Annotated in this window: 23 protein-coding genes and 1 pseudogene; 10 read left to right on the top strand and 14 right to left on the bottom strand. The window is 41.3% G+C overall.

Going from position 1 to position 23,436, the window contains the following annotated elements; translation table 11 throughout:
• Positions 1-24: 24 nt before the first annotated feature.
• Entirely contained in the window at positions 25-180 is a 156-nt protein-coding gene (locus tag FXV91_RS13195) for a hypothetical protein (protein ID WP_229391067.1), read from the top strand.
• A gap of 111 nt (positions 181-291) precedes the next feature.
• Here FXV91_RS13195 and lysS read toward each other — a convergent pair whose 3' ends face one another.
• The 3 genes from lysS to FXV91_RS13180 form a co-directional block, all read right to left on the bottom strand.
• Positions 292-1,827 carry a lysine--tRNA ligase gene (lysS, locus tag FXV91_RS13190; RefSeq protein WP_229391066.1) on the bottom strand — a complete coding sequence of 512 codons (1,536 nt, stop codon included), beginning with the start codon at positions 1,825-1,827 and terminating at the stop codon, positions 292-294.
• 446 nt (positions 1,828-2,273) lie between these two features.
• Entirely contained in the window at positions 2,274-4,826 is a 2,553-nt protein-coding gene (locus tag FXV91_RS13185; protein WP_229391065.1) for a PocR ligand-binding domain-containing protein, read from the bottom strand.
• A gap of 574 nt (positions 4,827-5,400) precedes the next feature.
• Positions 5,401-6,258 (bottom strand): metallophosphoesterase, encoded by an 858-nt coding sequence (locus tag FXV91_RS13180; protein WP_229391064.1) that lies wholly within the window; start codon positions 6,256-6,258, stop codon positions 5,401-5,403.
• Positions 6,259-6,671: 413 nt separating this feature from the next.
• Here FXV91_RS13180 and FXV91_RS19845 point away from each other — a divergent pair, with 413 nt between their 5' ends.
• Both FXV91_RS19845 and FXV91_RS13175 read left to right on the top strand, forming a co-directional pair.
• On the top strand, positions 6,672-6,803 hold the full coding sequence (locus FXV91_RS19845; RefSeq protein WP_255680473.1) for a hypothetical protein: 132 nt from the start codon (positions 6,672-6,674) through the stop codon (positions 6,801-6,803).
• Positions 6,770-7,099 carry a GNAT family N-acetyltransferase gene (locus FXV91_RS13175; RefSeq protein ID WP_345945524.1) on the top strand — a complete coding sequence of 110 codons (330 nt, stop codon included), beginning with the start codon at positions 6,770-6,772 and terminating at the stop codon, positions 7,097-7,099. The genes FXV91_RS19845 and FXV91_RS13175 overlap by 34 nt, the downstream gene beginning before the upstream one ends.
• A gap of 235 nt (positions 7,100-7,334) precedes the next feature.
• Here FXV91_RS13175 and FXV91_RS13170 read toward each other — a convergent pair whose 3' ends face one another.
• Both FXV91_RS13170 and FXV91_RS13165 read right to left on the bottom strand, forming a co-directional pair.
• Complete coding sequence (locus tag FXV91_RS13170; RefSeq protein ID WP_229391063.1) at positions 7,335-7,745, bottom strand: hypothetical protein; 411 nt, start codon at positions 7,743-7,745, stop codon at positions 7,335-7,337.
• A gap of 157 nt (positions 7,746-7,902) precedes the next feature.
• The gene (locus FXV91_RS13165; RefSeq protein ID WP_229391062.1) at positions 7,903-8,817 is read right to left on the bottom strand and encodes a S16 family serine protease; all 915 of its coding nucleotides are present in this window, start codon (positions 8,815-8,817) and stop codon (positions 7,903-7,905) included.
• A gap of 3 nt (positions 8,818-8,820) precedes the next feature.
• Between FXV91_RS13165 and FXV91_RS19840 the strand changes: the two genes are divergently transcribed.
• Entirely contained in the window at positions 8,821-8,943 is a 123-nt protein-coding gene (locus FXV91_RS19840; RefSeq protein ID WP_255680470.1) for a hypothetical protein, read from the top strand.
• Between the two features lie 137 nt (positions 8,944-9,080).
• Here the strand turns inward: FXV91_RS19840 and FXV91_RS13160 are convergent, their stop codons facing one another.
• The 6 genes and pseudogenes from FXV91_RS13160 to FXV91_RS13140 form a co-directional block, all read right to left on the bottom strand.
• On the bottom strand, positions 9,081-9,554 hold the full coding sequence (locus FXV91_RS13160) for a CU044_2847 family protein (RefSeq protein WP_229391061.1): 474 nt from the start codon (positions 9,552-9,554) through the stop codon (positions 9,081-9,083).
• Between the two features lie 464 nt (positions 9,555-10,018).
• Positions 10,019-10,150, bottom strand: coding sequence for a hypothetical protein (locus tag FXV91_RS19835; RefSeq protein ID WP_255680468.1), 132 nt, complete (start codon positions 10,148-10,150; stop codon positions 10,019-10,021).
• Positions 10,151-10,599: 449 nt separating this feature from the next.
• The gene (gene cysS / locus FXV91_RS13155; RefSeq protein ID WP_229391059.1) at positions 10,600-12,021 is read right to left on the bottom strand and encodes a cysteine--tRNA ligase; all 1,422 of its coding nucleotides are present in this window, start codon (positions 12,019-12,021) and stop codon (positions 10,600-10,602) included.
• Between the two features lie 282 nt (positions 12,022-12,303).
• Positions 12,304-12,896: pseudogene (locus tag FXV91_RS13150) on the bottom strand (Maf family nucleotide pyrophosphatase).
• Positions 12,897-12,963: 67 nt separating this feature from the next.
• The gene (locus FXV91_RS13145; RefSeq protein ID WP_229391058.1) at positions 12,964-14,982 is read right to left on the bottom strand and encodes a cation:proton antiporter; all 2,019 of its coding nucleotides are present in this window, start codon (positions 14,980-14,982) and stop codon (positions 12,964-12,966) included.
• Positions 14,983-15,319: 337 nt separating this feature from the next.
• Positions 15,320-15,979, bottom strand: a complete 660-nt coding sequence (locus FXV91_RS13140; protein WP_229391056.1) for an isoprenylcysteine carboxylmethyltransferase family protein — start codon at positions 15,977-15,979, stop codon at positions 15,320-15,322.
• A gap of 158 nt (positions 15,980-16,137) precedes the next feature.
• On the opposite strand from FXV91_RS13140, the gene FXV91_RS13135 reads away from it, so the two are divergent.
• The gene (locus FXV91_RS13135; protein ID WP_229391055.1) at positions 16,138-16,680 is read left to right on the top strand and encodes a cysteine hydrolase family protein; all 543 of its coding nucleotides are present in this window, start codon (positions 16,138-16,140) and stop codon (positions 16,678-16,680) included.
• Between the two features lie 11 nt (positions 16,681-16,691).
• Here the strand turns inward: FXV91_RS13135 and FXV91_RS13130 are convergent, their stop codons facing one another.
• Positions 16,692-17,678, bottom strand: a complete 987-nt coding sequence (locus tag FXV91_RS13130) for a cation:proton antiporter (RefSeq protein ID WP_255680457.1) — start codon at positions 17,676-17,678, stop codon at positions 16,692-16,694.
• A gap of 756 nt (positions 17,679-18,434) precedes the next feature.
• Between FXV91_RS13130 and tnpA the strand changes: the two genes are divergently transcribed.
• Both tnpA and FXV91_RS13120 read left to right on the top strand, forming a co-directional pair.
• Positions 18,435-18,884, top strand: coding sequence for an IS200/IS605 family transposase (gene tnpA / locus FXV91_RS13125; protein ID WP_345945523.1), 450 nt, complete (start codon positions 18,435-18,437; stop codon positions 18,882-18,884).
• Entirely contained in the window at positions 18,826-19,023 is a 198-nt protein-coding gene (locus tag FXV91_RS13120) for a helix-turn-helix domain-containing protein (protein ID WP_345945519.1), read from the top strand. The genes tnpA and FXV91_RS13120 overlap by 59 nt, the downstream gene beginning before the upstream one ends.
• Positions 19,024-19,122: 99 nt before the next feature.
• Here FXV91_RS13120 and FXV91_RS13115 read toward each other — a convergent pair whose 3' ends face one another.
• Positions 19,123-19,239, bottom strand: a complete 117-nt coding sequence (locus FXV91_RS13115) for a hypothetical protein (RefSeq protein ID WP_345945522.1) — start codon at positions 19,237-19,239, stop codon at positions 19,123-19,125.
• Positions 19,240-19,505: 266 nt separating this feature from the next.
• Positions 19,506-19,979, bottom strand: a complete 474-nt coding sequence (locus FXV91_RS13110; RefSeq protein ID WP_229391052.1) for a hypothetical protein — start codon at positions 19,977-19,979, stop codon at positions 19,506-19,508.
• A 107-nt stretch (positions 19,980-20,086) separates the two neighbouring features.
• Between FXV91_RS13110 and FXV91_RS13105 the strand changes: the two genes are divergently transcribed.
• The 3 genes from FXV91_RS13105 (at position 20,087) to FXV91_RS13095 (ending at position 23,111) form a co-directional block, all read left to right on the top strand.
• Positions 20,087-20,761, top strand: coding sequence for a spore photoproduct lyase family protein (locus FXV91_RS13105; protein WP_345945521.1), 675 nt, complete (start codon positions 20,087-20,089; stop codon positions 20,759-20,761).
• 645 nt (positions 20,762-21,406) lie between these two features.
• On the top strand, positions 21,407-21,733 hold the full coding sequence (locus FXV91_RS13100; protein ID WP_229391050.1) for an NHLP leader peptide family RiPP precursor: 327 nt from the start codon (positions 21,407-21,409) through the stop codon (positions 21,731-21,733).
• 4 nt (positions 21,734-21,737) lie between these two features.
• The gene (locus tag FXV91_RS13095) at positions 21,738-23,111 is read left to right on the top strand and encodes a radical SAM protein (RefSeq protein WP_229391049.1); all 1,374 of its coding nucleotides are present in this window, start codon (positions 21,738-21,740) and stop codon (positions 23,109-23,111) included.
• Positions 23,112-23,436: the final 325 nt, after the last annotated feature.

Raw genomic sequence — 23,436 nt, 5'->3', positions numbered from 1 at the left:
AATCCGAGCCACCCCGCGCAGTTAATGTTAATATTTTTGTTTTCCGGTATTGATGAAGGCGGACACGGGCGGCGTGCGGTGCTGCAAATAAAGAATAAGCGGAAGGTTCCTTTCAGGCTTGTCCGGAATAAAAAAGAAGGGGATTTTCTCCCCGGCTGGCCTGTCCGCTTAGCAGTATAAACTCGGACCTGCGGAACAGAATTAGTCTGAATTGATCAATCAATCAACTAATCAATCAACTAATCAATCAACTAATCAATCAACTAATCAATCAACTAATCAATCAATCAATCAGTCTTCCCTTTTCATCTGCGGGAAAAGGATTACTTCTTTGATGGATTCGAGGCCCGCAAGGATCATGGTAAGGCGGTCAATTCCGAGTCCCATGCCTCCGGTTGGGGGCAGTCCGTACCCGAGAGCGTTTATGAAATCGTAATCGACTGTTTGGGCTTCAAGGTCTCCAAGCTTTCTTTTCTTATCCTGGTCTTCGAACCTCTTTTCCTGTTCAAGTGGGTCGTTTAATTCGGAATACCCGTTTGCCAGTTCCCAGCCGTTAAGGAAAAGCTCGAAGCGCTCGACAAAACCTGCTTTTTCCCTGTGGTTTTTAGCGAGGGGGGAATTTTCTACAGGGAAATCGTATATGAAAGTCGGGTTTATGAGTTTGTCCTCTACCAGACCCTCAAAAAGCAAGGCAAGAAACTCACCGTGGCTTTTTGCCTTTTCGTAGTCTTCAATCCTGTTCTCGATGGCGATTTTCTTCAGCTCTTCAATAGAATGAGCAAAGACATCAAGCTCAGCATATTCTTTTAAGGCATCTTCCATGGAAATCCTCTTCCACGGAGAGCGGAGGTTGATAGTTTTTTCTCCCATCTGCACCTCATAGCCACCTGTCAACTTGAATACGAGTTCAGAGATCAGACTTTCGGTTAAGTCCATCATATCATTATAGTCTCTGTAAGCCTCGTAGACCTCAATCATTGTGAATTCAGGGTTGTGGGTTGTGTCAATGTCTTCATTCCTGAAGTTTTTAGCAATTTCAAAGACCTTCTCGTATCCGCCAACAACAAGCCTTTTTAGGTAAAGTTCGGGGGCAATCCTGAGGAACAGGTTCTGGCCGAGGCAGTTGTGGAAAGTTGTAAAGGGTCTTGCATTTGCGCCTCCGTATACGGTCTGGAGCACAGGGGTCTCAAACTCGAGAAATTCCCTTTCAGTAAGGAATCTTCTGATTTCGGAGATCATTTTGCTCCTCATAACGAAAATTTCTCTCTTTTCGGCATTGACTATAAGGTCAAGGTACCTTTTTCTGTACCTGGTCTCGACGTCTTTTAAGCCGTGGAATTTTTCGGGGAGGGCACACAGGGACTTGGAAAGCAGGACAAATTCAGACACACTGATGGAATCTTCTCCTCTCTTTGTTCTGAAAATCTCGCCCTGAACTCCGATGATATCTCCGGAATCCACAAGGTTCTTAACAGTCTCAAACTCTTCGTCCGGGAGGTTTCCTTTCCTTACAAGCACCTGAATCCTGCCGGTCTGGTCGCCAAGGTCGGCAAATATCATTTTTCCGTGTTTTCTAATATTATAGAGCCTTCCTGCAGTCCTGACAGATGAGCCATCATTTTTTTCAAATTCTTCGAACTTTTTCAGGATATCGCAGATATCTCCGTTCTTTTCGAACTTATAGGGATATGGGTTGAGTCCCTGACTTATGATACCATTTAATTTTACAAGTTTTGAGTCGTCAAAAGCTCCGGAACCTGATAAACTGGTATCATCAGGCAGGGGCATTTTTTCAGATAAGTCCGTGTTGTTAATTTCCATAGTCATTTAATCAATACATCCTCTTCGGGTAATATAAATAAATTAGTAAATTGGTTACTAATCAATTAGCTGACCGATCAACAATCAATCAGCAACTTGCTATAAATTAACCATAAATGAATCAATAATCAATAAATCAGCTCAACCCCACAGCAGAAGAGGGTTTTAAAGTGTCTGCCAGGAGTCCGTGAATTACTGTGAATTATACATTCACTTTGCGGCTGAATACTGAAGTTTAATTATCAAGAATAATAACTGTCTATTATAATAACTGTCTATTAGCCTGGTTCCTGGAATTTATTTTTTTCCATAAATCCATGCATTTTATATAAATATTGAGAAAAGAGTCTACATATTAATGAAAATACTATTTTTCTCTGAGAAACTTCTTTACACAGGTTTTGCTGCAGAAATACACACTGCATATCATTCTGTGAATTAATTCACAGGATTTATAATCTTTCCTCGACCTTAAATGAAATTCTGAACTCTGCCCCTGGTCCCTGTTTAAGCTCAATATTACCGTCCAGCTGGTCAATAAGTATACTTACTAACTGCAGTCCAAGTGATTCAATACTCCCCAGTTCTATATTGTCAGGGATTCCTTTTCCGTTATCTGAAATTGTCAGGCTGAAAACAGATTCGTGTATTTTATCATTGTTTTCTTCCCTGCAAAGCTGGATGCGAATTTCCCCTTTTTCACCTTCAATAAATGCATGTTTGAGAGAATTGGAAACTAGCTCATTGACGATTATTCCTAACGGAATAGCAGTATCCATATTAAAGAACGCGTTTTCTTCCAGATCCATTAATAGATGCAGATTTTTACTTCTAAGGCTATAAGTCTGGAAGAGATTTTTAGCTAGTTTTCGAAGATACTCTGAGAAGTTCAGAGTATCGGTTCCTTCCCCTTGATACAATTCTTCATGAATAAGGGACATTGAAAGTACCCTATTCTGGCTTTCCCTGAAAGCTTTAAGTACCTCTTTATCCCGGAACTTTTCAGCCTGCAGATCGAGAAGGGAAGAGATAACCTGCAGATTATTTTTGATCCTGTGATGAATTTCTTTTTTGCGGGCAGTCTCAAGATTTGCCAGAGCTTTTTCAGCCTTTTTACGTTCAGTGATATCCTGAACTATTCCTTTTATTCGAACAGGGACATTTACATTATACGAAACAAATTCCGATTTCAGGTGGACTATACGCTCTTCCCCGTTAGCCAGGACAATCCTGTAATCAATACCAGATGATTTTCCTTTTACAGCTTTTTTAATGGCATTACAATAGTGGTCTCGATCATCGGGATGTATGTAACATAAATATTCATTGTAAGATGGTGCTGCTTTTGTGGGATCTCGTCCGAAAATACGATACATTTCCTCAGACCAGTACGCTTTATCAGTCGCAATATCCCACTCCCAGTTCCCGATATGAGCCATTTTTTGAGCTTCAGCAAGGCCGTTCTCGTTCTCTTTCAATGATTTATAAGCGCCTTCAAGCTGGGCTGTTCGTTCTTCAACTATTCCTTCTAAATCGTCGTATGCCTTTTTTAGAGCTACTTCTGCTTTTCTGCGTTCGGTAATATCCTTGGCGATCTCGAACCGTACATCCCGGCCGTCCGGCCACTTGATGATCCGGTCCATGATCATGAAATGCCGGTCCACTGTGGGGTTGTAATACTCCCAATGGTAGAGCTTGTCCCTCTCCTTTAAAATAATCGGACTGGTGCAGAAATCACAGGGAGAGTCTCTCTGCTGGAACTCCCGATAGCAAATCCCTCCTACTAGTTCACCGCCGAACTTCTCCTTCATCGCCTTATTCGCGTACAGCACCTCATAGGTATGCGGATCAGTCACATACACCACATCGTCGATACCATCGAAAATTGACAGGAGCTGGGATCGCTCGAAAGCCAATGTCTCCTCGACCCGTTTGCGCTCGGTGATGTCTATGAATGCAGAAATTGATCCATGTGGGTTGCCCTGTTCATCGCGCAAGGGTTTAGCGTTACCCAGTAAGTGTCGCATCGTGCCGTCAGGATAGACAAAGTTAAACTCGTAGTCGAGTAGCTCTGTGCCTGCAGCCGAAATATGAAGCGGCATCTCTGCAGGCAACAGCTCTACTCCATCCTTGAACACCCTGAAGGTTTCCGGTATCTCTCCTTCAGTAGCGGATTTGGAAGCATTTGAGCCTTCAGGAATCCGGAGCCATTCATAAGAGAGCCGGTTGCCAGTTATATGAAGTGCCTGGGGATCGTGGGCTACCCATACTGCAGTGGGCACTGCATCCAGTAATACTGCGAGTTCATCCGAGCGAGCTCTCTCACGCTTCTCACTCTCCCGCAATGCATTAACAACAGCATCACGTTCCGCCAGCGCCTGGAACATCGTGATATTGCTGTAGCTTAACTGTGAGAGCATGTGGGCAAGTTTCGTTAAGAAGGTCATGCCTGTATCTACAGTCTCCCTGCTCAACCGCGGAACTTTTTCAAGCGCTGCCATGTATTCTTCTTCATTGAAGCCGTATTTTCTAGCATGGGATCGGAAAATCTCGTAGTCCAGAAACTCATCCTCAAAAAAGAACTGACCTGAGAAAATATTGCCGACGTGTTGACCGCCCACAATAATCGGGGTCACTATATCCCACATATTGTTCCTGCACCTGTACAGCTTAAACTCTCCAGGGAGAACGCCCGCAGATAGCTTTGTATCACTTTCTATACAGTGCTTGCAGGTTTCAGGGTGAGCCCTGTGGAATCTGGTGCAGATATCCTGCCATCCGATACTTACCAGAACGTTGCCTTTGAGGTCGACCAGGGCCATGGTTATGTGAGCAAACTTATAAAAATCATCCATGAGGGATTGAATTGCCTGGGCATCAATAATATCAGCAAGCTCCATGTTCTCCATCCCCAGAACAGGCGAAAGAATGCTTTCCAATTTAGGTCTGATGCGTTCCTCAATCTGACACAGTCTGCCTGTCAGTTTAGCTTCTTCTGCCCTCATGCCCCTGGTGATATCCTAAGTAATATAGAAACCACCAGGTAGTGTGCCATTGTTATCAAGTTCCAGATCCGCCTCTTCGCGCACCCACCTCGTATCACTATCTGCGGTGATGCGGGATTCGGGGTCTTCCCGGTTATCCTGCCGCACTTCTTCAACCTTCTATTGTCTGTAAGTAAGCCTGACAAATTTAGTATTATATGAAAGTAATAAGGGAATATAAGTTACATGCTATTATTTCTGATACCTTTGAATTGTTTTCTGTCTTTGGATTTTCTCTCGAAATAATCTGAAAATTCATGTCAGTAATTATTTGAGTCAGTAATATATCTTTAATTTCATAAAGAAATTTGGATATGTTGATAAATGTTTTGTTGAACGGGTTTTAAAAGAAAAAGTAGACTAAAAAAATTAGAGGAGGTATTTGAGATAAGGAACTTAAAAGTCAGAAAAAGAACAAGGCTATTTTCGCCAGAAACTTGAAATCTTTTTCAAAAGATACAGCCGAAAGCTATTTTTATGTAACAAACCTGCTCCGACGCTTAAAGTTAAATCCTCTGGCTGTCTGACCATTGGCTCATACTGATTTTTCCGGGTTTTTGCGCCTCATACTCCCGATATTGCTTCTAACCTTTGTATGCTGCAGCTTGCGGATGTTTCGGATCTGCCCGAGCCTTGTCCCGTCCAGCAGGTACACCTCGGCATTTTCAAGTTCTATCCCGCCGGACGAGAAAACGGGACCCAGAAGATCTTCCTGCGTTGACTCGTTAAAGGGAACACCTCCGCAAAGTTCGTTAAAGGCAGGCATGATAAAAACTTCAGGGTCAACCCAGTCATACCCGTTTTCAAAATCAAGGTTTCCAAAGCGTTCTTTAAAAGCTTCGGCTTTGAACTTTGTCCTGATCCAGGCAGGTTCAACTATAGAATACCCGAATGTATCGGTAAAACGGATTGTAGGGTGGTTATGGGCAACGATCACGTGGGACGCAGTCAACAGTTCAGGAGCAGGCCAGGTATGCCCATGGAAGTACCCTATTCCGTCAAGGACAGCACCCCTTGCCGAATGGACTTTTATATCCTTTTGCCCGCTGAAGAGAAATTCGATTCCTCCATCATGGTTTCCCGGTAGAATATCCACATGCGCGTATTCTGCAAGCGTTTCAAGAAAGTGCGGAATCTCGTCTTTTTCCTGCCAGGATACCTGAGGAACGTTGTGCTTTATATCTCCAAGGAGCACCACCCGGTCAGGAGAAACTGTCTGTATATACCCCAGAATCCGGTCCAGCCGATCCTTCATGCGGCTGGGCAGATTAATTCCGCTCCTGTAGAGGTCCCATTCGATCCCAAGGTGGATATCGGCGATAACCAGGGCAGTTTCCGTGTTCGTGGCTGTAAGTGCGGGTTCTTCAAGAATAGGTATGATTTCAGGCGGCATAAAGAATCAGTAGAGAGGGTTTTTAAATGTGATAGTATGCTAGGATAAAAATTTCAGTAGAGAAGTTTTTGGTGGTTCTCAGGCGGTCAGCGTTCAGGTACAGAATATGTACTTCATGATATATAAATAAAATAGATGTGATAAAATCGGATGAGATTAAAAACACTCGATCAAGGCAAGAAAGAAACATCTAAAAAATTTAAATCGATGTGAAACAATCAAAAGGTATTTTTGTTAAATAAAATACTCGGGAAGGAAATAGGGCATCTAGAGAAATAATAACCAAATAAGTAGAAACAATAGCTAAAGAAGTAGGAACAATAGCCAAATAAGTAGAAACAATAGCTAAAGAAGTAGAAATAATATCCAAAGAAATAAAAATGGAAACAGCAAAACCTGAAGATATTAAGACGTTGAAACGGCTAATATATGAGACAATTGATGCGTGCTATTCCGACATTTATCCCTGCGAAGCTGTTGACTATTTTAAAGAGTACCATAATACAGAGATATCCTTAATGGCATACTCAAAGGATACTGCCTGATTCTTACCTGCGGGAAAGAAATAATAGGGACAGGCACTCTCCTGGACTCTAATGCCAGAAGGGTCTTCATAAAGCCCTTATATCAGAAAGTGGGGCTCGGAAAGAGAATTATGCACGGACTTGAAGACAAATCTGTAGAAGAGAGAGTCAGGATGCTGGGTCTGGATGCTTCGCTTGTAGCTTATCCATTTTACAGGGCTCTTGGGTATCAAACACAGTCTGAAGAGATAATTCCGATAAGAAACGGGCAAAACTTAAGATACTACAAAATGGTAAAAAATCTAGAGATTAGTTAAAAACCGATCCGGAAATAATGGTCTGGAATTCCCTTCTTTTATCTTTTTTTACCTAATATTATCTTCTTTTACCTGTTTTTATCTTATTATACCTATTTTTACCTCTCTTTGCTTGCTTTTCCCTTTTTTCAGGTTTTCCGGTTTTTTCTTCTTTTCCCCTTCATTCCTTTTTTCCCTTTTTTCCTGTTTGTCCTGCTTTAGAATTAGTCTTACTCCCAAATTTTAAGAGCCATCGTTAAGAACCTTTTGTTTTTTGCTCTGCAAGCTTTTCTATCTTCACCGATAGCTCCTCCATCATTTTCCGCATCTCTGCAATCTCAGCCTGTACCTGAAGAATTTTATCATATGTCGGACTCCGGTTGTCCTTAACTGCCTGTTCCTCAGCGAAACGCTGCTTGCTCGGCAGGATATATACGTAAATGATCCACATGGCGGTTATTCCAACGAGTCCCATAGCTCCGAGAAAAAGCAGATAATGCGGGAAAACAGCCCGGATATATGAATCTCCGGAACTGTAATACTGCAAGCGGCTGATCATGAGAAAGTTCAAAATTGAAAAAAGGAACATGGTTTCACTCATAAGGACGAGGAAACCACCCAGCCTTGTGGTCATCTTGCGCTGGCGAGGGATGAGTTGATCAAACATATCGATAACCTGTTTTTTATTAGGATGATGTTTCGCAAACATAATAAATTTTGGGCACAGTTAGTAAAAATTAAAAAGTAGATCTCAGGACCGAAGCAAAACTCAAGTAAACTCAAGTCCCGATCTCAGTTTCATCACTCAGAGATAACACTTTGCCTTACATCCACCTCAGCACATCCTCAATCGTGTCCACATACTGGATATCAATGTCTACTTCTTCCTCAATGTATTCTTCAGCGTCTACAACTTCCGGAACCCTCTCAACAACAGTAAAACCGCCAACTTTTCTTTCCACGATGTTGTAAATAACAAGCTCACTGTTTTCTCTGGGCAGAAGGAAGAGAGTTTTCCCACCTGCTTCTGCTGCAGTGGCTTTTTCGAAAACCCCGCCTATAGCGCCGATATTGCCTTCATCGTCAATGGTACCGGTAAGGGTTACACTGTCATTAAGTTCGGTTCCATTGATTGCGGAAATCGTAAGAAGAGTCATGAGAGCACCTGCACTGGAACCATCGACACCAGGGATTTCCTGGTCTGCAGTAATGCTGAAGATAACATCACTGCCTGAAAGAGAAACTCCGGTTTCCTGCTGTGCAACGAAAACTGCAGTATTTGCAGCATCCTGAAAGATCACGCCCATAAGAGGAGTAGTCTGGACAAGCACCCGACCCTTTCCGGCTCTGGTTTCAACCGAGATATTCAGTAGAGCTCCCTCTTCAGAGACTACCTCCCGGACAAAAGGACCTGATCTTTCCAGTTCAACATTCTGAAAGACAGCAGGAGCCTGTAAAGTGGCAAAACCCTGCATACCTGCAGGACAGGCTTGAAGGTTATTTTCAAGTTCGAAAACTCTTTCCCTGTAGAAATCCAGCTGAGAAGCATAAGACTGAAGGGACTGGTTATTCTGAGTTACTTGCGTTTCGAGTCTTTTATTTTCCCTTTCAAGGGAATTTATCTGTGCCTGCATTTCCTGGATCTGCTCTCCCTCAACCGGAGCCTGCTCGAACAGAAGAAGGTAAGCATTCGCAACAAGCGAAAGGACAAGAATAAAGGCAAGAAGCTTGGATTTCATATAATGAATCAATTTGTCCCGGCTGGTACTTATTTCTTCCTTCGGATAAAGGGAGACACTACAGAAAAGAGCAGAGTCGGAGCAGACAGCATAATGTATGGGACTGACTATCTTTTCAGCGAGTAAATTGAAATGTATCTCCCTTCAAGAAACCCGTATTTTTGAGCAGTATATTCGCTGAACAAAGACTTATCAGCAAGGTTATCTATAACCGGTTGTACTGGTTGTCGTCCATAACCTGTTTTGGTTATATGGCTGGTCTTTCAGGAGTATATTCCTCTTTTTACACCACTTTCAGCTCTATGTTGCTCTCTGCCTTGCTCTATAAGTTCTTCGCTATCTTTTCCATCGTGCCTCCACATCAGTGTTACTTTCAGGTTTGTTTCCTTATCCGATTTGGTAATGACTGCCCTTCCATCTGTAGTCAGGCGAAGGTTGAAGCCTAGCTGTACCTGAGAAGGCCTGCGTTCAAGAGGTATTTCCTCCACAGTATCTCCAACCTTTCTTGAAAACTCCTTGATAAGACGCATTGCATTATTAATCGAATCTACGGACTTCTCTTCCACAGCTTTAGGAGATACGAGCGTCATTTTTATTGTGCCTGGAGCATGCCCCAGTTCGGCTAAAAGCGGCCCTATTTTTACAGGTTCCTTATTAGGCTTCTTATTTTCATTTTTATCTTCATCTTTATCTTCATTATTGGTCGAGCCTTTATTGATAATACCTTTAAAGTTCATGCATTGTTACCCCCATAGGCAATAAAAGGACGTATGATAGAAAGAAAGGATACGTCCAGAAAGAGCGAATAAGATATATAAAATAGTATATAATTGGATAAATAATTGTTGACATATCAGATTTCGGATTTTAGATTTCAGCTACTATGGCTAAGAAGGTAGCACTAAAGTTGGAATTCTTAAGGAAATTAATTAAAGTTCAAGGAAAAAATAAGGTAAAAATAGCCAAAATACAAAGAAAGAAGAATAAACTAGAGGGAAAATAAATTTGAGGAAAAAAGATTGAAAGCATGGGAATTTTTTATACTCCCCAGACTTGGAACTTTTTACATTTTCTGGACCTTATATTCCTGAATCTATATTTTCTGGAAAGAGCAGTGATTACCCTGCCTTTGCAGAGTTTTTACTGGTGCAAGCTTCGCCTACCAGAATAAGGAATAGTTGGCACGATCTTCCTCATGCTTTTATTCCATTTCCTCGGATTCTCCTTCTGCAAGTTTTACTTTCTTATTGCAGATATTACAGGTCCCCTGTTCAGTAATGCAAGGCTGCCTCGGAGCCTCACCTTGACATATTCCGCACTTTACCATACCCATTTCACCTCCTCTTACCCGGTGTGGGCATCTGTTGCCCATTAGTAATCAATCTACTATTGATATATACATGATCGGAAACAAAATATGCGAAATGCCTGCTGTGCTTTAAAAGGACTGATATACCAGAATGGCCTGATCAGTGGCTTTAAAAACTGGAACAGAGGTATTTTTGAGTAAAGCTAAAAAATGTAAAGAAAGGATTCGATAGGATTCTACAGGATTTCTTGAATAAAATCCTGCAATATTACAGGAATTACGAGAAGATGTTGTGATTTCCATGGAAAAAAAGGTTAAAAGTCCTGGTGAGACTGAATGAAGAGACTGAATGAATATACTCTTCATCTTACCTTTTCTATCCATGCTGCATTAGAAAGAGCTGGGATAGAGAAAGAGAAAGAAAAGTAGATCTAACTCTTTAACCCGAGCTTACTCGAAGAATACTTTATCTTTTAACTTTCTTCGGCTTTTTTGACTTTTGGCCCCTCTTTTGTGTCCTGAACGATATAACCAAGAGATTTTATATTCTCCCGGATCACATCGGAATTTGCCCAGTCTTTCTTTTTCCGGGCTGCCTCACGTTCTTCCACAAGGCTGGCAACTTCCTCCGGGATTTCCTCTTTGCCTACCTGTGCGAAGATGCCAAAAGCATCTGAAAATTGCTTATAAAGGGAGTGGATTTGCTCCAGAACCTGCCTGTTTCTTCCGGTTTCAAGGTATACGTTAGATGTGCGCGAAAGCTCCCTGAAAATTGTTATGGCTTTAGGAGTATTAAAATCGTCTTCTAATGCTTCTCTGAATTGAATTTCAAGTTCAGGAAGGGATTTAAGGGTTTCCAGGTCTCCGGGATTTGATTCATCTTCTACATTCTTCAGAGCAAATTCAAGGTTATCAAGGGTCTCTTTGAGCTTCAGATAATTATTTTTTGCATTTTCTGCAAAGGCTCCGGAATAATCCAGCTTTTTCCGGTAGTGTACTGAAAGGAACATGAAGCGTACAACTTCTCCACCGTATTTCTCAACAATTTCGGGCAGGGTGAAAACGTTTCCTCTGGACTTGCTCATCTTCTCCCCTTCAACTATAAGGTGCTCTCCATGAACCCAGTTACATACGAAGGGTTTTCCTGTTGCGCCTTCTGACTGGGCAATCTCATTTTCATGGTGAGGAAAAATAAGGTCTACGCCTCCGATGTGCATATCCAGAGTCGGACCAAAACTGTTCATTGCCATTACCGAACATTCGATGTGCCATCCAGGGCGGATTTTCCCCCAGGGACTTTCATAATAGATCCCCCTTTCAATCTCTTCAGGAGTTGAGGCTTTCAGAAGAGCAAAGTCCCTCGGATTGTCTTTATCGTATTCATCCACATCTACGGATGCGCCAATTATGATATTATCGAAATCGAGCTTTGAAAGCTTGCCGTAATCCGGAAACCCTGAAATTCTGTAATAGACAGACCCGCCTTTTTCGTAAGCCAGCCCCTTTTCGATCAGCTTCCGTGCAAGTTCGATCATCCCGTCAACATTTTCCGTAGCTCTGGGATATGCTGAAGCCCGCTTTATGTTCAGCATATCAAGGCCTTTAAAGAATTCTGCAGTGTATTTATCCGTAAAGTCCTTAAGAGACATTCCGGCTTCTTTTGAGTCCCTGATAGTTTTGTCATCGATATCCGTAATATTCATCACGAGTTTTACCTTATACCCCAGATACTCAAGGGTTCTGACAATATTGTCAGTCATTAGAAAAGTTCGGTAGTTTCCTATATGGGGCATATTGTAGACCGTAGGCCCACACGCATAAATCGAAACCTCGCCTTCCTTTACAGGTTTGAATATTTCCTTTGTTCTTGTCAGGGTATTGTAGACTTGCAGCATTCGGAACGCCTCTGATTATTGGAAAATGCCTGAAAGCATATAGAAGAAAGCAAAAAATACAGTTCAACGCATTTGTTCTCTGTTAATTAGCCAGATTAATTGTTTCAATTTCTGGCCTGTTAATCAGCTAAACTGCTCTATATTTCAGCTAATTAAGCATAGCTGCCCTGTTACTTTTAATTTAGTCACAACTGCTTTATTACTCCCAATTGCTTTATTACTTTTGTAGCTCCTGTAAACTCCTTAATAAAAGAGCCTGAAACCGGGAATCGGGGGTAAAGGTCAGGAGAAATCTTCTTCAAATACTGATACTCCAAGCCTTTTCAGGATCTTTCCAAGCCGAAAAAGAGGGAGCCCAACAGCATTAAAGAAATCCCCTTCTATCCGTTCTACCAGGACTGCGCCTTTTCCCTGAGCTGCAAAAGCCCCGGCTTTGTCAAGAGGTTCCCCTGTCCTGACATACGCTGAGATCTGTTCTTTGCTCATTTTAGCTATCCAGACATTTGTTGATTCGGATTCGCTAATTTCCTGCTCACTGTCAAGGTCCAGAACCGTGAGTCCGGTTATAACCTGAATCTTTCTTCCGCTTAATTTTTCGAGCATCTTCTCAGCTTTATCAGGCAGGTGCGGCTTTCCCAGAATTTCCTCCTCGAAGATGACCGACGTATCAGCAGAAATGAGAATTCCTGAGTTAAAGTGTTTTGCCACATCCCTGGCTTTCTCTACGGAATGCCTAATAAGGAGCTCCTCAGGGTCCAGTCCTGGCTGAGGCGGTTCTTCATAAGAACTCGGATAAACAAGAAAATGATCTCCGATCAGCGTCTAAGCAGTTCTTTTCTCCTTGGGGAGGCAGACGCGAGAATTATCCTGCGCATGGGGAAAAGTCTGGATGGATAGGATATATTTGTATGCATAAAAAGTAAATAAGTGGTAAATTTTTGCTTATGCGCGGACGCTTTCGAAGAACTTTCTGACGTTGTACAGGTCCTCAGGTTTTCCCAGCAGGATACAGGCATCATTAGCCTGAAGAAGGAAATCCCCGGCTGGAGTGGAGAAAAAATTCGAGCGCCTGCGGACCGACAGCACGGTTACCCCATGCTCTTTCCTGAACTCCAGGTCTGCAAGAGTTTTTCCGTCAAAATCAGAGCCTCTGCCCACTTTGAGAATCTGAATATCGATTCCCGGAAGCCCGTCTTTTATGCTGAAACCACTGTCAATACCTGTATCAACGGTCAGTTTCCGCAGTCTCCTGTAACCGTGAGCTCGCACATCATTTACCATTTTTTCAATGTCTTCCCTCGGGACAAGATACTTTTCAAGCAGCCGGACAAAAATCTCTACTGAGGTTTCGTATTCTTCAGGGATTATTTCATCCGCGCCCAGGGCATTGAGCCGTTTCATTTCCTGCAGGTCATGTACCTTTGCAATAATGCAGATATTAGGGTTCAGCTCCTTTGCGGCCTTGACTATTTTCCTTGTGGCGGCAGCGTCGGACATCCCGGTTATAAGGACTCTTGCACTCTTAACTCCTGCATGTTCCAGAACAGCGCCAAAGGTTGCGTCTCCATACTGTATTTTTTCCCCATTTGATTTCTCCTGTTGCACAATTTCAGGGTTCATTTCAATGATAGTATAGGGAATACCTGCGGCTTTTGCAGCCTTCGAGACTGTCTTTCCGGAAAAGCCAAATCCTACCAATATAAGGTGGTCTTTCATCTGAGGCTCGGTTTTTTCTTCATAATCAAGAGGCTCCGAATAAATGCCCTGTACCAGTTTCATACCAAAAGCCGTGCTTGAAACCTTCCTAACAATGAAATCAGCAGGCCTGTAAGAAGCATTGATCACAAAAGGCGTAACTCCCATAGTTATGATAGAGACAGCCAGAAAAGCCTGATAGGTTTCCTCTGTGAGGAGAGAATATTCCAGCCCCAGCCTGGAAAGGACAAAAGAAAATTCCCCTACCTGAGATAGAGCAAGCCCTGTCAGTATAGTTGTACGGAGAGGAGACCCGAGAAGGAAAGTTACACCCACTCCGGCTATTAATTTTATAACAATGAGAATCACCGTTGCAAGAATAAGAAGAGGAAGGTTATCAAGCAGATAACTGATATCCAGAAGCATGCCTACGGACACGAAAAAAAAGCTCATAAACATGTCTTTCAAAGGCAGGATATTACTCATTGCCTGATGGCTGTATTGAGATCCCGATATAACAATTCCCGCTAAAAAGGCTCCGAGAGCTAGAGATAGCCCTATGCTGGAGGTAAAAATAGCTGCTGATAGGCAGATGAAAACAACACTGACGAAGAACAGTTGTTTGCTGCCTGTCTTACCTACGTGATAAAATATCCAGGGAAAAAGAAATTTGGCACTCAGGATAAAAACCAGAATGATCAGCGAGCCTTTGAAGAAAATATTAGGAAGTGCCCCCTCAAAACTCACAGAACTTCCTGCAAGCATAGGAGTAATCAAAATAAGGGGTACGATTGCGAGGTCTTGAAATATCAGAATTGCAAGCGAGGTTTTTCCATGTGGAGTATAGACTTCATTTCTGTCCTGAAGGACTTTGAGAACTATTGCAGTACTGCTAAGTGATATCAGGAACCCTATAAAAACAGATGTTGCAGGGCTAAAACCAATCCATGAGCAGACAATAAGGGTAAGAGTTGTTGTAAAGAGGATCTGGAGAATTCCTCCTGCCATTACAGCCTTTTTCATCTTCCAGAGTTCTTTTAAAGAAAGGTCTACTCCGATCGTAAAGAGAAGGAAAACGATGCCGAGTTCGGCATTCAGCTCCATATTCTGCCCGCTATCCAGGATCCCAAGCCCGTGAGGCCCTATCAGCATTCCGGTAACAAGAAAGCCAAGTACCGGAGGGACTTCAAATTTGTAGAATATTGTTAGGATAAGAATAGCAAAGCCGAGAATTACATCAACATGTGCCAGTACAGAGAATTCCATTTCGTTTTACGCCTCTGGGAATCAGAACAAAGTATTTAAAATTTCCATTAAGTGAAGTTTCTTGAATTTCTAGGAGATATAGTAAATCTGAGTACAGGAAACATAATAGGACGGAGTGTATATCGAACATTTATGCTCTCCCGCCCATCAAAAATTATCTACTGTAAGTGAACAAATATTTATTAAGAGATATAGTATTTTCGGTAGGAAAAAATGTGGAGAGGAAAAAACATGGAGTAAAGCGGGGGTATGTACAGTTATCAGGTTTATTTCCGTGTTCTCCGTGATTTACGCCTTTGACTGAGATTGTGAAAGAACTCTGGTGCCCGGATACTGATTACCATACCTTTGGGATCAGTCTGTCTGTTCTCTTTGTATACTCCCTGTACCCTTTCACTTCCCTGATTAAGGTCTCTTCTTCCAGTTTCAACCTGTATAAGAATAGAAAAACCAGCACTGCCGAAATGCTGAGGGAATAAAACGTATTGAGTATAAGCGGAATGCCGATAGTTTGCAATAGATTTCCTGCATAGGCCGGATGCCTTATGAACCTGTAAGGACCATTTTCGACCAGCTCATGGTTATCCTTGATCTCTATATGGACAGAGAAATATTCTCCCAGTGTCCATATGCCCCAGGCCCTGAGGACTGTTCCAAACACTACCAGCACTGCTCCTATGGCTGTAACGGCAAAAGAATACCTTGAAAAAAGACTGTATTCAAGTGCCGGAACAATTAAAAGCAGCCACCAGAAGAATAAAAGCAGATGGCGAGTCCATTTATTTGATTGTATTCCTGTAATGTCCGAGCCTTTGCATGCGAATTTTTCTGCCCGCAGGTAGAATACGAGGACTCCTGTATAAACATAAACTGGCAGATGGTTTAAAGAGCTCCATGTCTCACCCATAATCATCCAGGCTGCAGCTGCCAGCAAAAGCATGAAGATACCTATACTCCAGCTGATCCAATCTTCGGTTCTATTTTCGAATTTAACCATTTACTATTTTAATTAAAGTAATTGTTTTTCTACTTTTCCGGCCTCAATAAACTCATATGAAACACAAAAGGTAAGTCAAGCTTTAAAAGGTTAGACACATTTCCGGGTCGTGAAAAAAACCGTCAAAAATATCATTGTTGACAGCTTCATTCAGCGGTATGAAAGAAGCCCTTCTTCTTATTGATATCCAGAGAGATTATTTTCCAGGCGGCAGGATGGAACTTGCAGGCATGGAAGATGCGGCAAAAAAGGCAGTTTCCCTCATTAAAGCATTCCGTATTACGGGCAAGCCTATTTTCTTTATTAAGCACCTGTCTGTCAGACCCGGAGCCACTTTTTTCATACCCGGGACTCTCGGGGCAGACATCCATGCCAGCATCCAGCCCCTTCCTGAGGAAACGGTCATTGAAAAACATTTCCCGAATAGCTTTTTCCAGACCGAACTTCTCTCGCGGCTGAAAGAAGCAGATGTGACAAATCTGGTAGTTTGCGGGGCGATGAGCCACATGTGTATAGACACAACCGTCAGAGCTGCAAAAGAACTTGGTTTTACTTCTACCCTGATTGCCGATGCCTGTGTCACCCGTGATCTTAAATTAGAAAATAAGCTTCTGCCTGCCTGTACTGTTCATGCTGTCTTCATGGCTGCACTGGACGGCATGTTTGCAACTGTTATGACTGCAGAGGAGTACCTTTCCTGAAAGTTCCCTTTTTAAAATTTCTTGCCGAAATTTGTTATATGCAAATATTCCTTTTTCTGAGGCTCAGGTTTGTGATTTTCTGATTTTTCGTGATTTTGTTCTGATTTTTCAGGGGAAAGCTTCCTATAGAGTTTTGCGAAGGGAGTTTCAGTTATTCCGTGAAGTACAATTGACATGCAAACTATGAGGCTGACAACAGGCCATATTTCCATTATTCCGGTTTGTCTCATTGAGACCTGGGAATAGTAGAAAGCTCCTATCCCGACAGGGCCGAACCAGCCAGCAAAAAGCATATCCCTATTATTCCTGATATCCGGGATAAATGATTTAGTAAACAAAAGAATTGGCAGGCGATGCAGCAGCAGTATCAGAAAAGCCAGCAATAAACCCTCCCACCCGAGTTTTGCCCACTCCTGCCAGGGTAAAACAAGGCCCAGAAGGGTAAATATAGGGACCATAAAAAAGCGGTCTACACCTTCAACAACATGCTCCTCTTCGTGCCTTTCTTTTTCGGTTGAGACCATACTGAAAATAGTCCCTGCAACAAAAACAGCAAGTATTCCCTCACCCTTAAGGAGTTTTACTCCCCCGAGTACCAGGAGCGTAAGAGCCAGGCAATATGAGTAATAAGAGGATGCGTCAATGGTGCCCTTACTTTCGGCGATTCTCAGCATGCGGCCGGATATATAGCCTGCTACAGATCCAAGGACTATGGAAAAGCCCATTTCCCAGAGGAGGGTGTGTACTGTCCAGCGGTTTAAAGCCTCAGCAGGCCTGAGAGTCATCAATAGAATAGGAAGAACTACAAAAAGGTAAGCCAGACCTTCGTTGGAACCTGCTTCTGTCAAAAGAAAGTGCCTTAATCTTCCAGGGAGGTTTTTTTCTGCCAGCTTCCCGCTTACTACGGATAAAGTAAGTATGGGGTCGGTTGGAGTTACAATAGCTCCTATAAGCAGGGATACGGTAAACCCAAAGCCTGTAATCCAGTACGTGAGCAAACTGCTGGCAATCCATCTGGAAAGGCATTGTAATTACAAGCATCATTACTACGGACCGCCAGTGTTCTTTAGTATACGAGGAAGGGACTCGAAGCGCCACTCCCATTACACCAACAGCAACCGCTAGCCTGGCAACCTCTTCGAGCAACCTGTGGTTCCAGATATCCAGATCAAAAATCCCATAGGCCGCCGAACTCAATAAAACCCCCAGGACCAGAGCTGCAATAGGCTCCGAGAAATTTAACCTTTTAATGACTTCGGAAATAAGCCCCAGAAAGAAGACCAGCCCGCCTATGATAACAAGGACTATGTTAATCGTCTCTTCCATTCCCCACTAACCCCAAAAAGCTATTATTTCCAAAAAGCTATTATTTCCAAAAAGCTACTGTCCTCGCAAAAACCGGTATTACCAAAAACTACTATTCTTCAAATTCATTCTTTTAAGATATATGGTTAGAAAGGTATTTAGAATTATATAATCAAATTTATATTTTCTAAATTGCAAGTCAGAGATAATTTTTGAATCATATTTGCGGACTGTGTGTAAGATTAAACTATTCAAATTTATAAATGAACTCAATTCAAAAAAGATCTAAATCATAAATGGTTTACGATTTATAAGCAGTTTCAATTTAGCTTTAAGGCGGGAAGTCCCCTTCCTCGGAGGGCGTAGCCCGACAGGTGGGGGATGAAAGCCGTCAACTTCCACAAAACAACAGTAGCATAATCATTTATACTTATAGTTACATCAACATAATGATAACTATGCAKTATAAACTGGATCGGAGAAGCCATTCTGTATATTCACTCCATTATCATTTCGTTCAGTGTGTGAAGTATAGAAGAAAGGCTCTAACRAATCCGCTRRTTGTTGATTTTCTCAAAACTAAAATCCATAACATAAGTGAAACTTTCGATGTTGAAGTACTGAATATTGAGTGTGATAAAGACCACTTTCRCTTATTATTCACAGCAAAACCTTCTCTTGATATTCCAAAGTACATCAACACCATTAAAACCATAACTTCAAGGGAGATTCGTAAAAACTTCCCTGAAGTAAAGACTATKCTATGGAAAGATATGTTCTGGTCAAGATCGTATTTTATAGCATCGACAGGGCAAGTAACCCTRGACGTACTTAAAGAATATGTGGAGAATCAAGGCAAATATGCATCTGACGAAGAAGATCAAGATCAATCCAACTGAAGAACAGGTAGATGTTCTCTGGCAATTATCTGARCAGTGTAGACGCCTCTATAATTCTGCTTTAGCTGAAAGAAAAGAAGCATGGGAAACTGAACAGAAGAGTGTAAATTTCGCAAAAAATAAAGTATCTTTTCCCTGACCAGCTTCAAGTTCAAGGATCTTCGTTTTTGCTCCTTCCTTAAAGACCTCAACCGTCCATAGATCAGGGTTGCTGGGTTTTTCACTGAATTTCGAACCATTATTTGAAATTCCCGCAATAACAATATTCGTCCAGTTCTGATTCGCAGTCACCAAACGAATACCTCGTGGCAGCACGCGCCCTGCAGGCATATTCCCATTCTGCTTCAGAAGGCAGACAGCATTTATCAGTATCTTCTTCCTCATTTAACTTTTACTTTCGAACTGTTCAATGTACATGTGTATATTGTACAGTTGAGGCGTCCTAAAAATGAATGAAATAAGGAATTATTTCTCGGTTTAAAATTTTAACTTAAATTTATTTAAATTTACTTCGATTTATAATAACTGCTAAATGTTGAAAGTTCTTAGTTACAGACAGGAACACCAATAAGTGGACTTATTTTTTCAGTACTTTATACATTTATAAAGGCTTTAATACTATCATTTACCATTATTTTCTCCTTGATTAGTCTGCATGCACTCAGGAGAGCAAAAACGTGCGTTTGGGCTTTTCGATGTAAAAAGAGCCCTGCATCTTTCGCAGGTAAATTCTTTTCCTTCCGTTAATAGCACCTCCGTATCCTGAAAATCCTGCACTACTTCCTGTACAAATTCTGAAGCATCTACAGAAGTATCTGGAGATTCTTTAAAATCTTGATCTCCTGCAGAGGTGTCCAAAGATTCTTCAGAATCCTGATCTTCTGTTACTTGCGGTATCTCCTGCTTTTTCTGCTTGCACTGGTTAACCTGGGCTTCCTCGCTAATTAAATCCGGATCATTCGTCCTGATGAATTCAATGATCGCTCTCCGCGCAACTTGACTTACGACTAATTTATTGAATGTATTCCTGGTATTATAGTCATTTATTAAGCTTTTCAAATCATCCGGCATTGTAATTGTCATCCTCACTGTCATATTCTGCCCCCTTGGTCATTATTGTTTATACTTATCTTACAATTATATTAGTATAGAAGGAAATAAATCTTCGGACCTTAATTAATTGCCCCGGATACTAGAACAAAATAAAAAAGAGGGCAAAAACCTCGACTCAGATTTCTTCGAGTAATGTCCTTATCAGAAAAATTTTTGCCGTAAGCCACATGCTTGAAATTATCGGGGAAGCAACAAAACATATTCCTGAAGCGGTAAGAAAGGAATATCCATTTGTTCTCTGGAGAAAAACGGTAGTGATCAGGGAAGTTATAATCCACGCTTATTTTGGTGTAAATTTGAAGCATAACGGTCGGACACGCTTCCGAGTAAGCATTAACTTCAGGCATGTCATAAAAAATTTTGAACACAATACCGCCGGCTTCGACGAAAGGATCGAAGCGGCTTCAAAGCTCGCTGCAGCAGGGTACACTATTGGTTTTATAGTGGCTCAGATCATGATTTATGACCGCTGGAAGGAGGAATATCTTGAACTGCTTGGAAAGCTCCGGAGCAGGATTAATATGGGCAAATCGGCTGAACCCGTCACCTTCGAGCTCATCCAGCACAGGTTTACTCCCGTCGCAAAAAAGTTCATACTGGAGCGTTTCCCCAATAACAGCCTGGACATCGACGTGAGCAAACGCAACCTGAAATGGGGAAAATTCGGCAGGTACAAGTATGTCTACCCAAAAGAGGATGCGGCAGAAATCAAGGTGTATCTCATCTCCCTGATCGATGAGAAATTTTCGTATGCCAGAATTTAATTTCACATAATACTTTCAAAAAGGGGAAGATGTGGTATACACGGGGACTTTTAAGAGGAGGTTGTTGGAAGTAATTCATGGTTAAAAAGTTATATCCAATTTTAGAGGGATGTACCGCCTTATTTTGTATGAATAAAATATCATTTCATTTTCTTGAGTGTGAAGGTTTCAACATCTAGTCGAACTTTTCTTTCAGTATTCTTAGTTATTATCTAGTATAAAGTTGCAATAGGCTATAATATTTTCAACTTTCTCTTGTTGATTTTTAATATTTGATTTTAAAAAAGCAGTATTAATAATTATTATCTAACTTATTTATTTATATCATTAATAGTATATAAATATCAATATCGGCTTATTATATTCAATCAACTATAATTAATATTTATATACGTCGTTAAATGTTTATAGTACGAAACCGTATTAATTATTAATAAAACTTAAAATTTTTACTTAGGAATATTAAAAAATATAATTTCAAGTATACAGTCACTGATATTGCTCTTGGTAATTATTTAAAAAATTGAATAATAGATCCGTTCTCAGAGTGAAAACTTGAAGTTATTTCTTTAGCCATTCCTAAGCTTATTAAGAATTAATTGGAAAAATAAAATAATCTAGTAAATAATTGACGGGAGATACAAAATGAGAACAGTTAAAAAAGGAATCAAAATGGCAGACACCCTCTCACGTGAGGAGTTCCAGCAACATGTTATCTCTAAAGCAGGGTCAAGCCCTGAGTTCAAGCAAGCATTAATAGATAATCCGAATCAAGCAGTCGAACAACTGGGCCTGAAAATTAATGCAGGTGTGAATCTTAAAGTCGTTGAGGAATCTGCTGATATTATCTACCTGGTATTGCCCCAAAAACTGACTGGAATGAATGGTGGGTGTATGGGATGCGATGGTGTAGGAGGCTGCGGATTCTGTGAGTGTAAAAGCAGTATAGGTAATAAATTAGATATTCGTTAAAACTATGAAACCATCTATCTATAATTTTGTCTGGTCAACCGATGATCCAGAAAAGGCAATGATTTTTAACAGTCTTACTACAGCACTAGCTGAAGTTAGAAAGAGCCGCATAGATTTATTAAATGTTCCTCAGTTTGATTATGCTCTCTTGCCAGAAAACAAAAAGCAGTTTGTTGATGAGCTGCGAAAGGGAGGATTTATCGTTGACGATACTGCTGATGAGCTGAGAATGGTCAAATTTGCCTACAGCAGTGATAAGTATGACAGCGCGCTGGTCAGATTGGTTATTGCTCCAACTTTAACTTGTAATTTTGCCTGTAGCTATTGCTTTGAACAAATAGATAAAAGTCAAAATAGCAAGGATAGCCAAAATGTTTTCATGTCAGACGAGGTAAAGGACGACTTATTGAGATATATTGAAAAAGTAGTTAAGACTGGAAAAGATATATTCGTAACCTGGTATGGCGGAGAGCCACTCCTGGCAAAAGAAATTATTTTTGATTTATCTCAGAAAATAGTTGCCATTACAGAAAAGAATAAAGTTGGATACTCTGCTGGCATGATCACGAACGGATACCTAATTTCGAAAGATTCTGGCATCGTAGAGAATTTTAATAAGAGCAGAATTCAGTTCGTCCATATTACCTTAGACGGACCTCGCGAAGTGCATGACAGCCGCAGAATGTTTAAAGGGAACAACGGCCCAACATTTGACCAGATTCTTGAAGGGATTAAACTTCTGAAAGCAAACGACATTGAGGTATATGTTCGCGTAAATATTGACCGGTCCAATATTGACAATATAAACAGACTCCTGAACGTGTTAAAAGATAACAACCTGAGTGACATATTCATTTACCTGGGCCATGTTATACCTTATACAACCGGATGCAAGTCGTATGAGAGTTCCTGTATATTGACAGAAGAATTCTCTACAGTAAACCAGGCTTTTAAGAAGAATTTAAGTCTAATGGGATTCGAGACAGGTAGAACATCCTTTTATCCAAGATTTGCCCGGGCTTGCGATGCCAATCGGACCAATGCTTTTGTGCTTGATCCTGATGGAGACATGTACAAGTGCTGGACTGAAATAGGTAATAAGACTGCAAGTATTGGTAAAATTGGTGACCTGACACAACAAAACAAGGAGAAGGGAAACCACGAGATTCAGTGGCTGACCTGGGAACCTTTCGAGTATTCAGACTGCATAGAATGCAAGATGCTACCCATCTGTATGGGAGGTTGCGCCCACCATGCCATGTTTATTAATAAGGGTCGACCCGAATGCAAGGAATGGAAATATGGTCTAGAACATTATGTCCGGTCCAGATTTTCCTATTTGAAGCTTCTGAGAGCAGCCACCAATAACTCTTGCTGATATCACCGAAAAACGACTGTAGTTTAGAACCTCATTTTTAATACAAAGTGTTTATTTTATCTGATTTATCGTACCCTTTTTCAGATTGGCTTTTTTACAGATCCTCTCTTCTGACATATCCTGCCTGATGCGCGCCGCTCCATCCACTTTTTTTCAATATGTCTTGCAGTGCTATGGTGGTGATTTATAGGAAGAAGCGTAAAACCCATGAAACCTTTATTTCATGGGATATAAGCGTCAACTTCCATACATTTTTCAATTGTTGATTCTGCTAAACTATTTTTCGTATTAAGTTACTTTAATAGTAGATACTGTCACCACAACC

The sequence above is a fragment of the Methanosarcina sp. DH2 genome, assembly GCF_020804225.1.
Classification (GTDB): Archaea; Halobacteriota; Methanosarcinia; order Methanosarcinales; family Methanosarcinaceae; genus Methanosarcina.
This window is presented reverse-complemented; position numbering and strand designations above follow the sequence as displayed.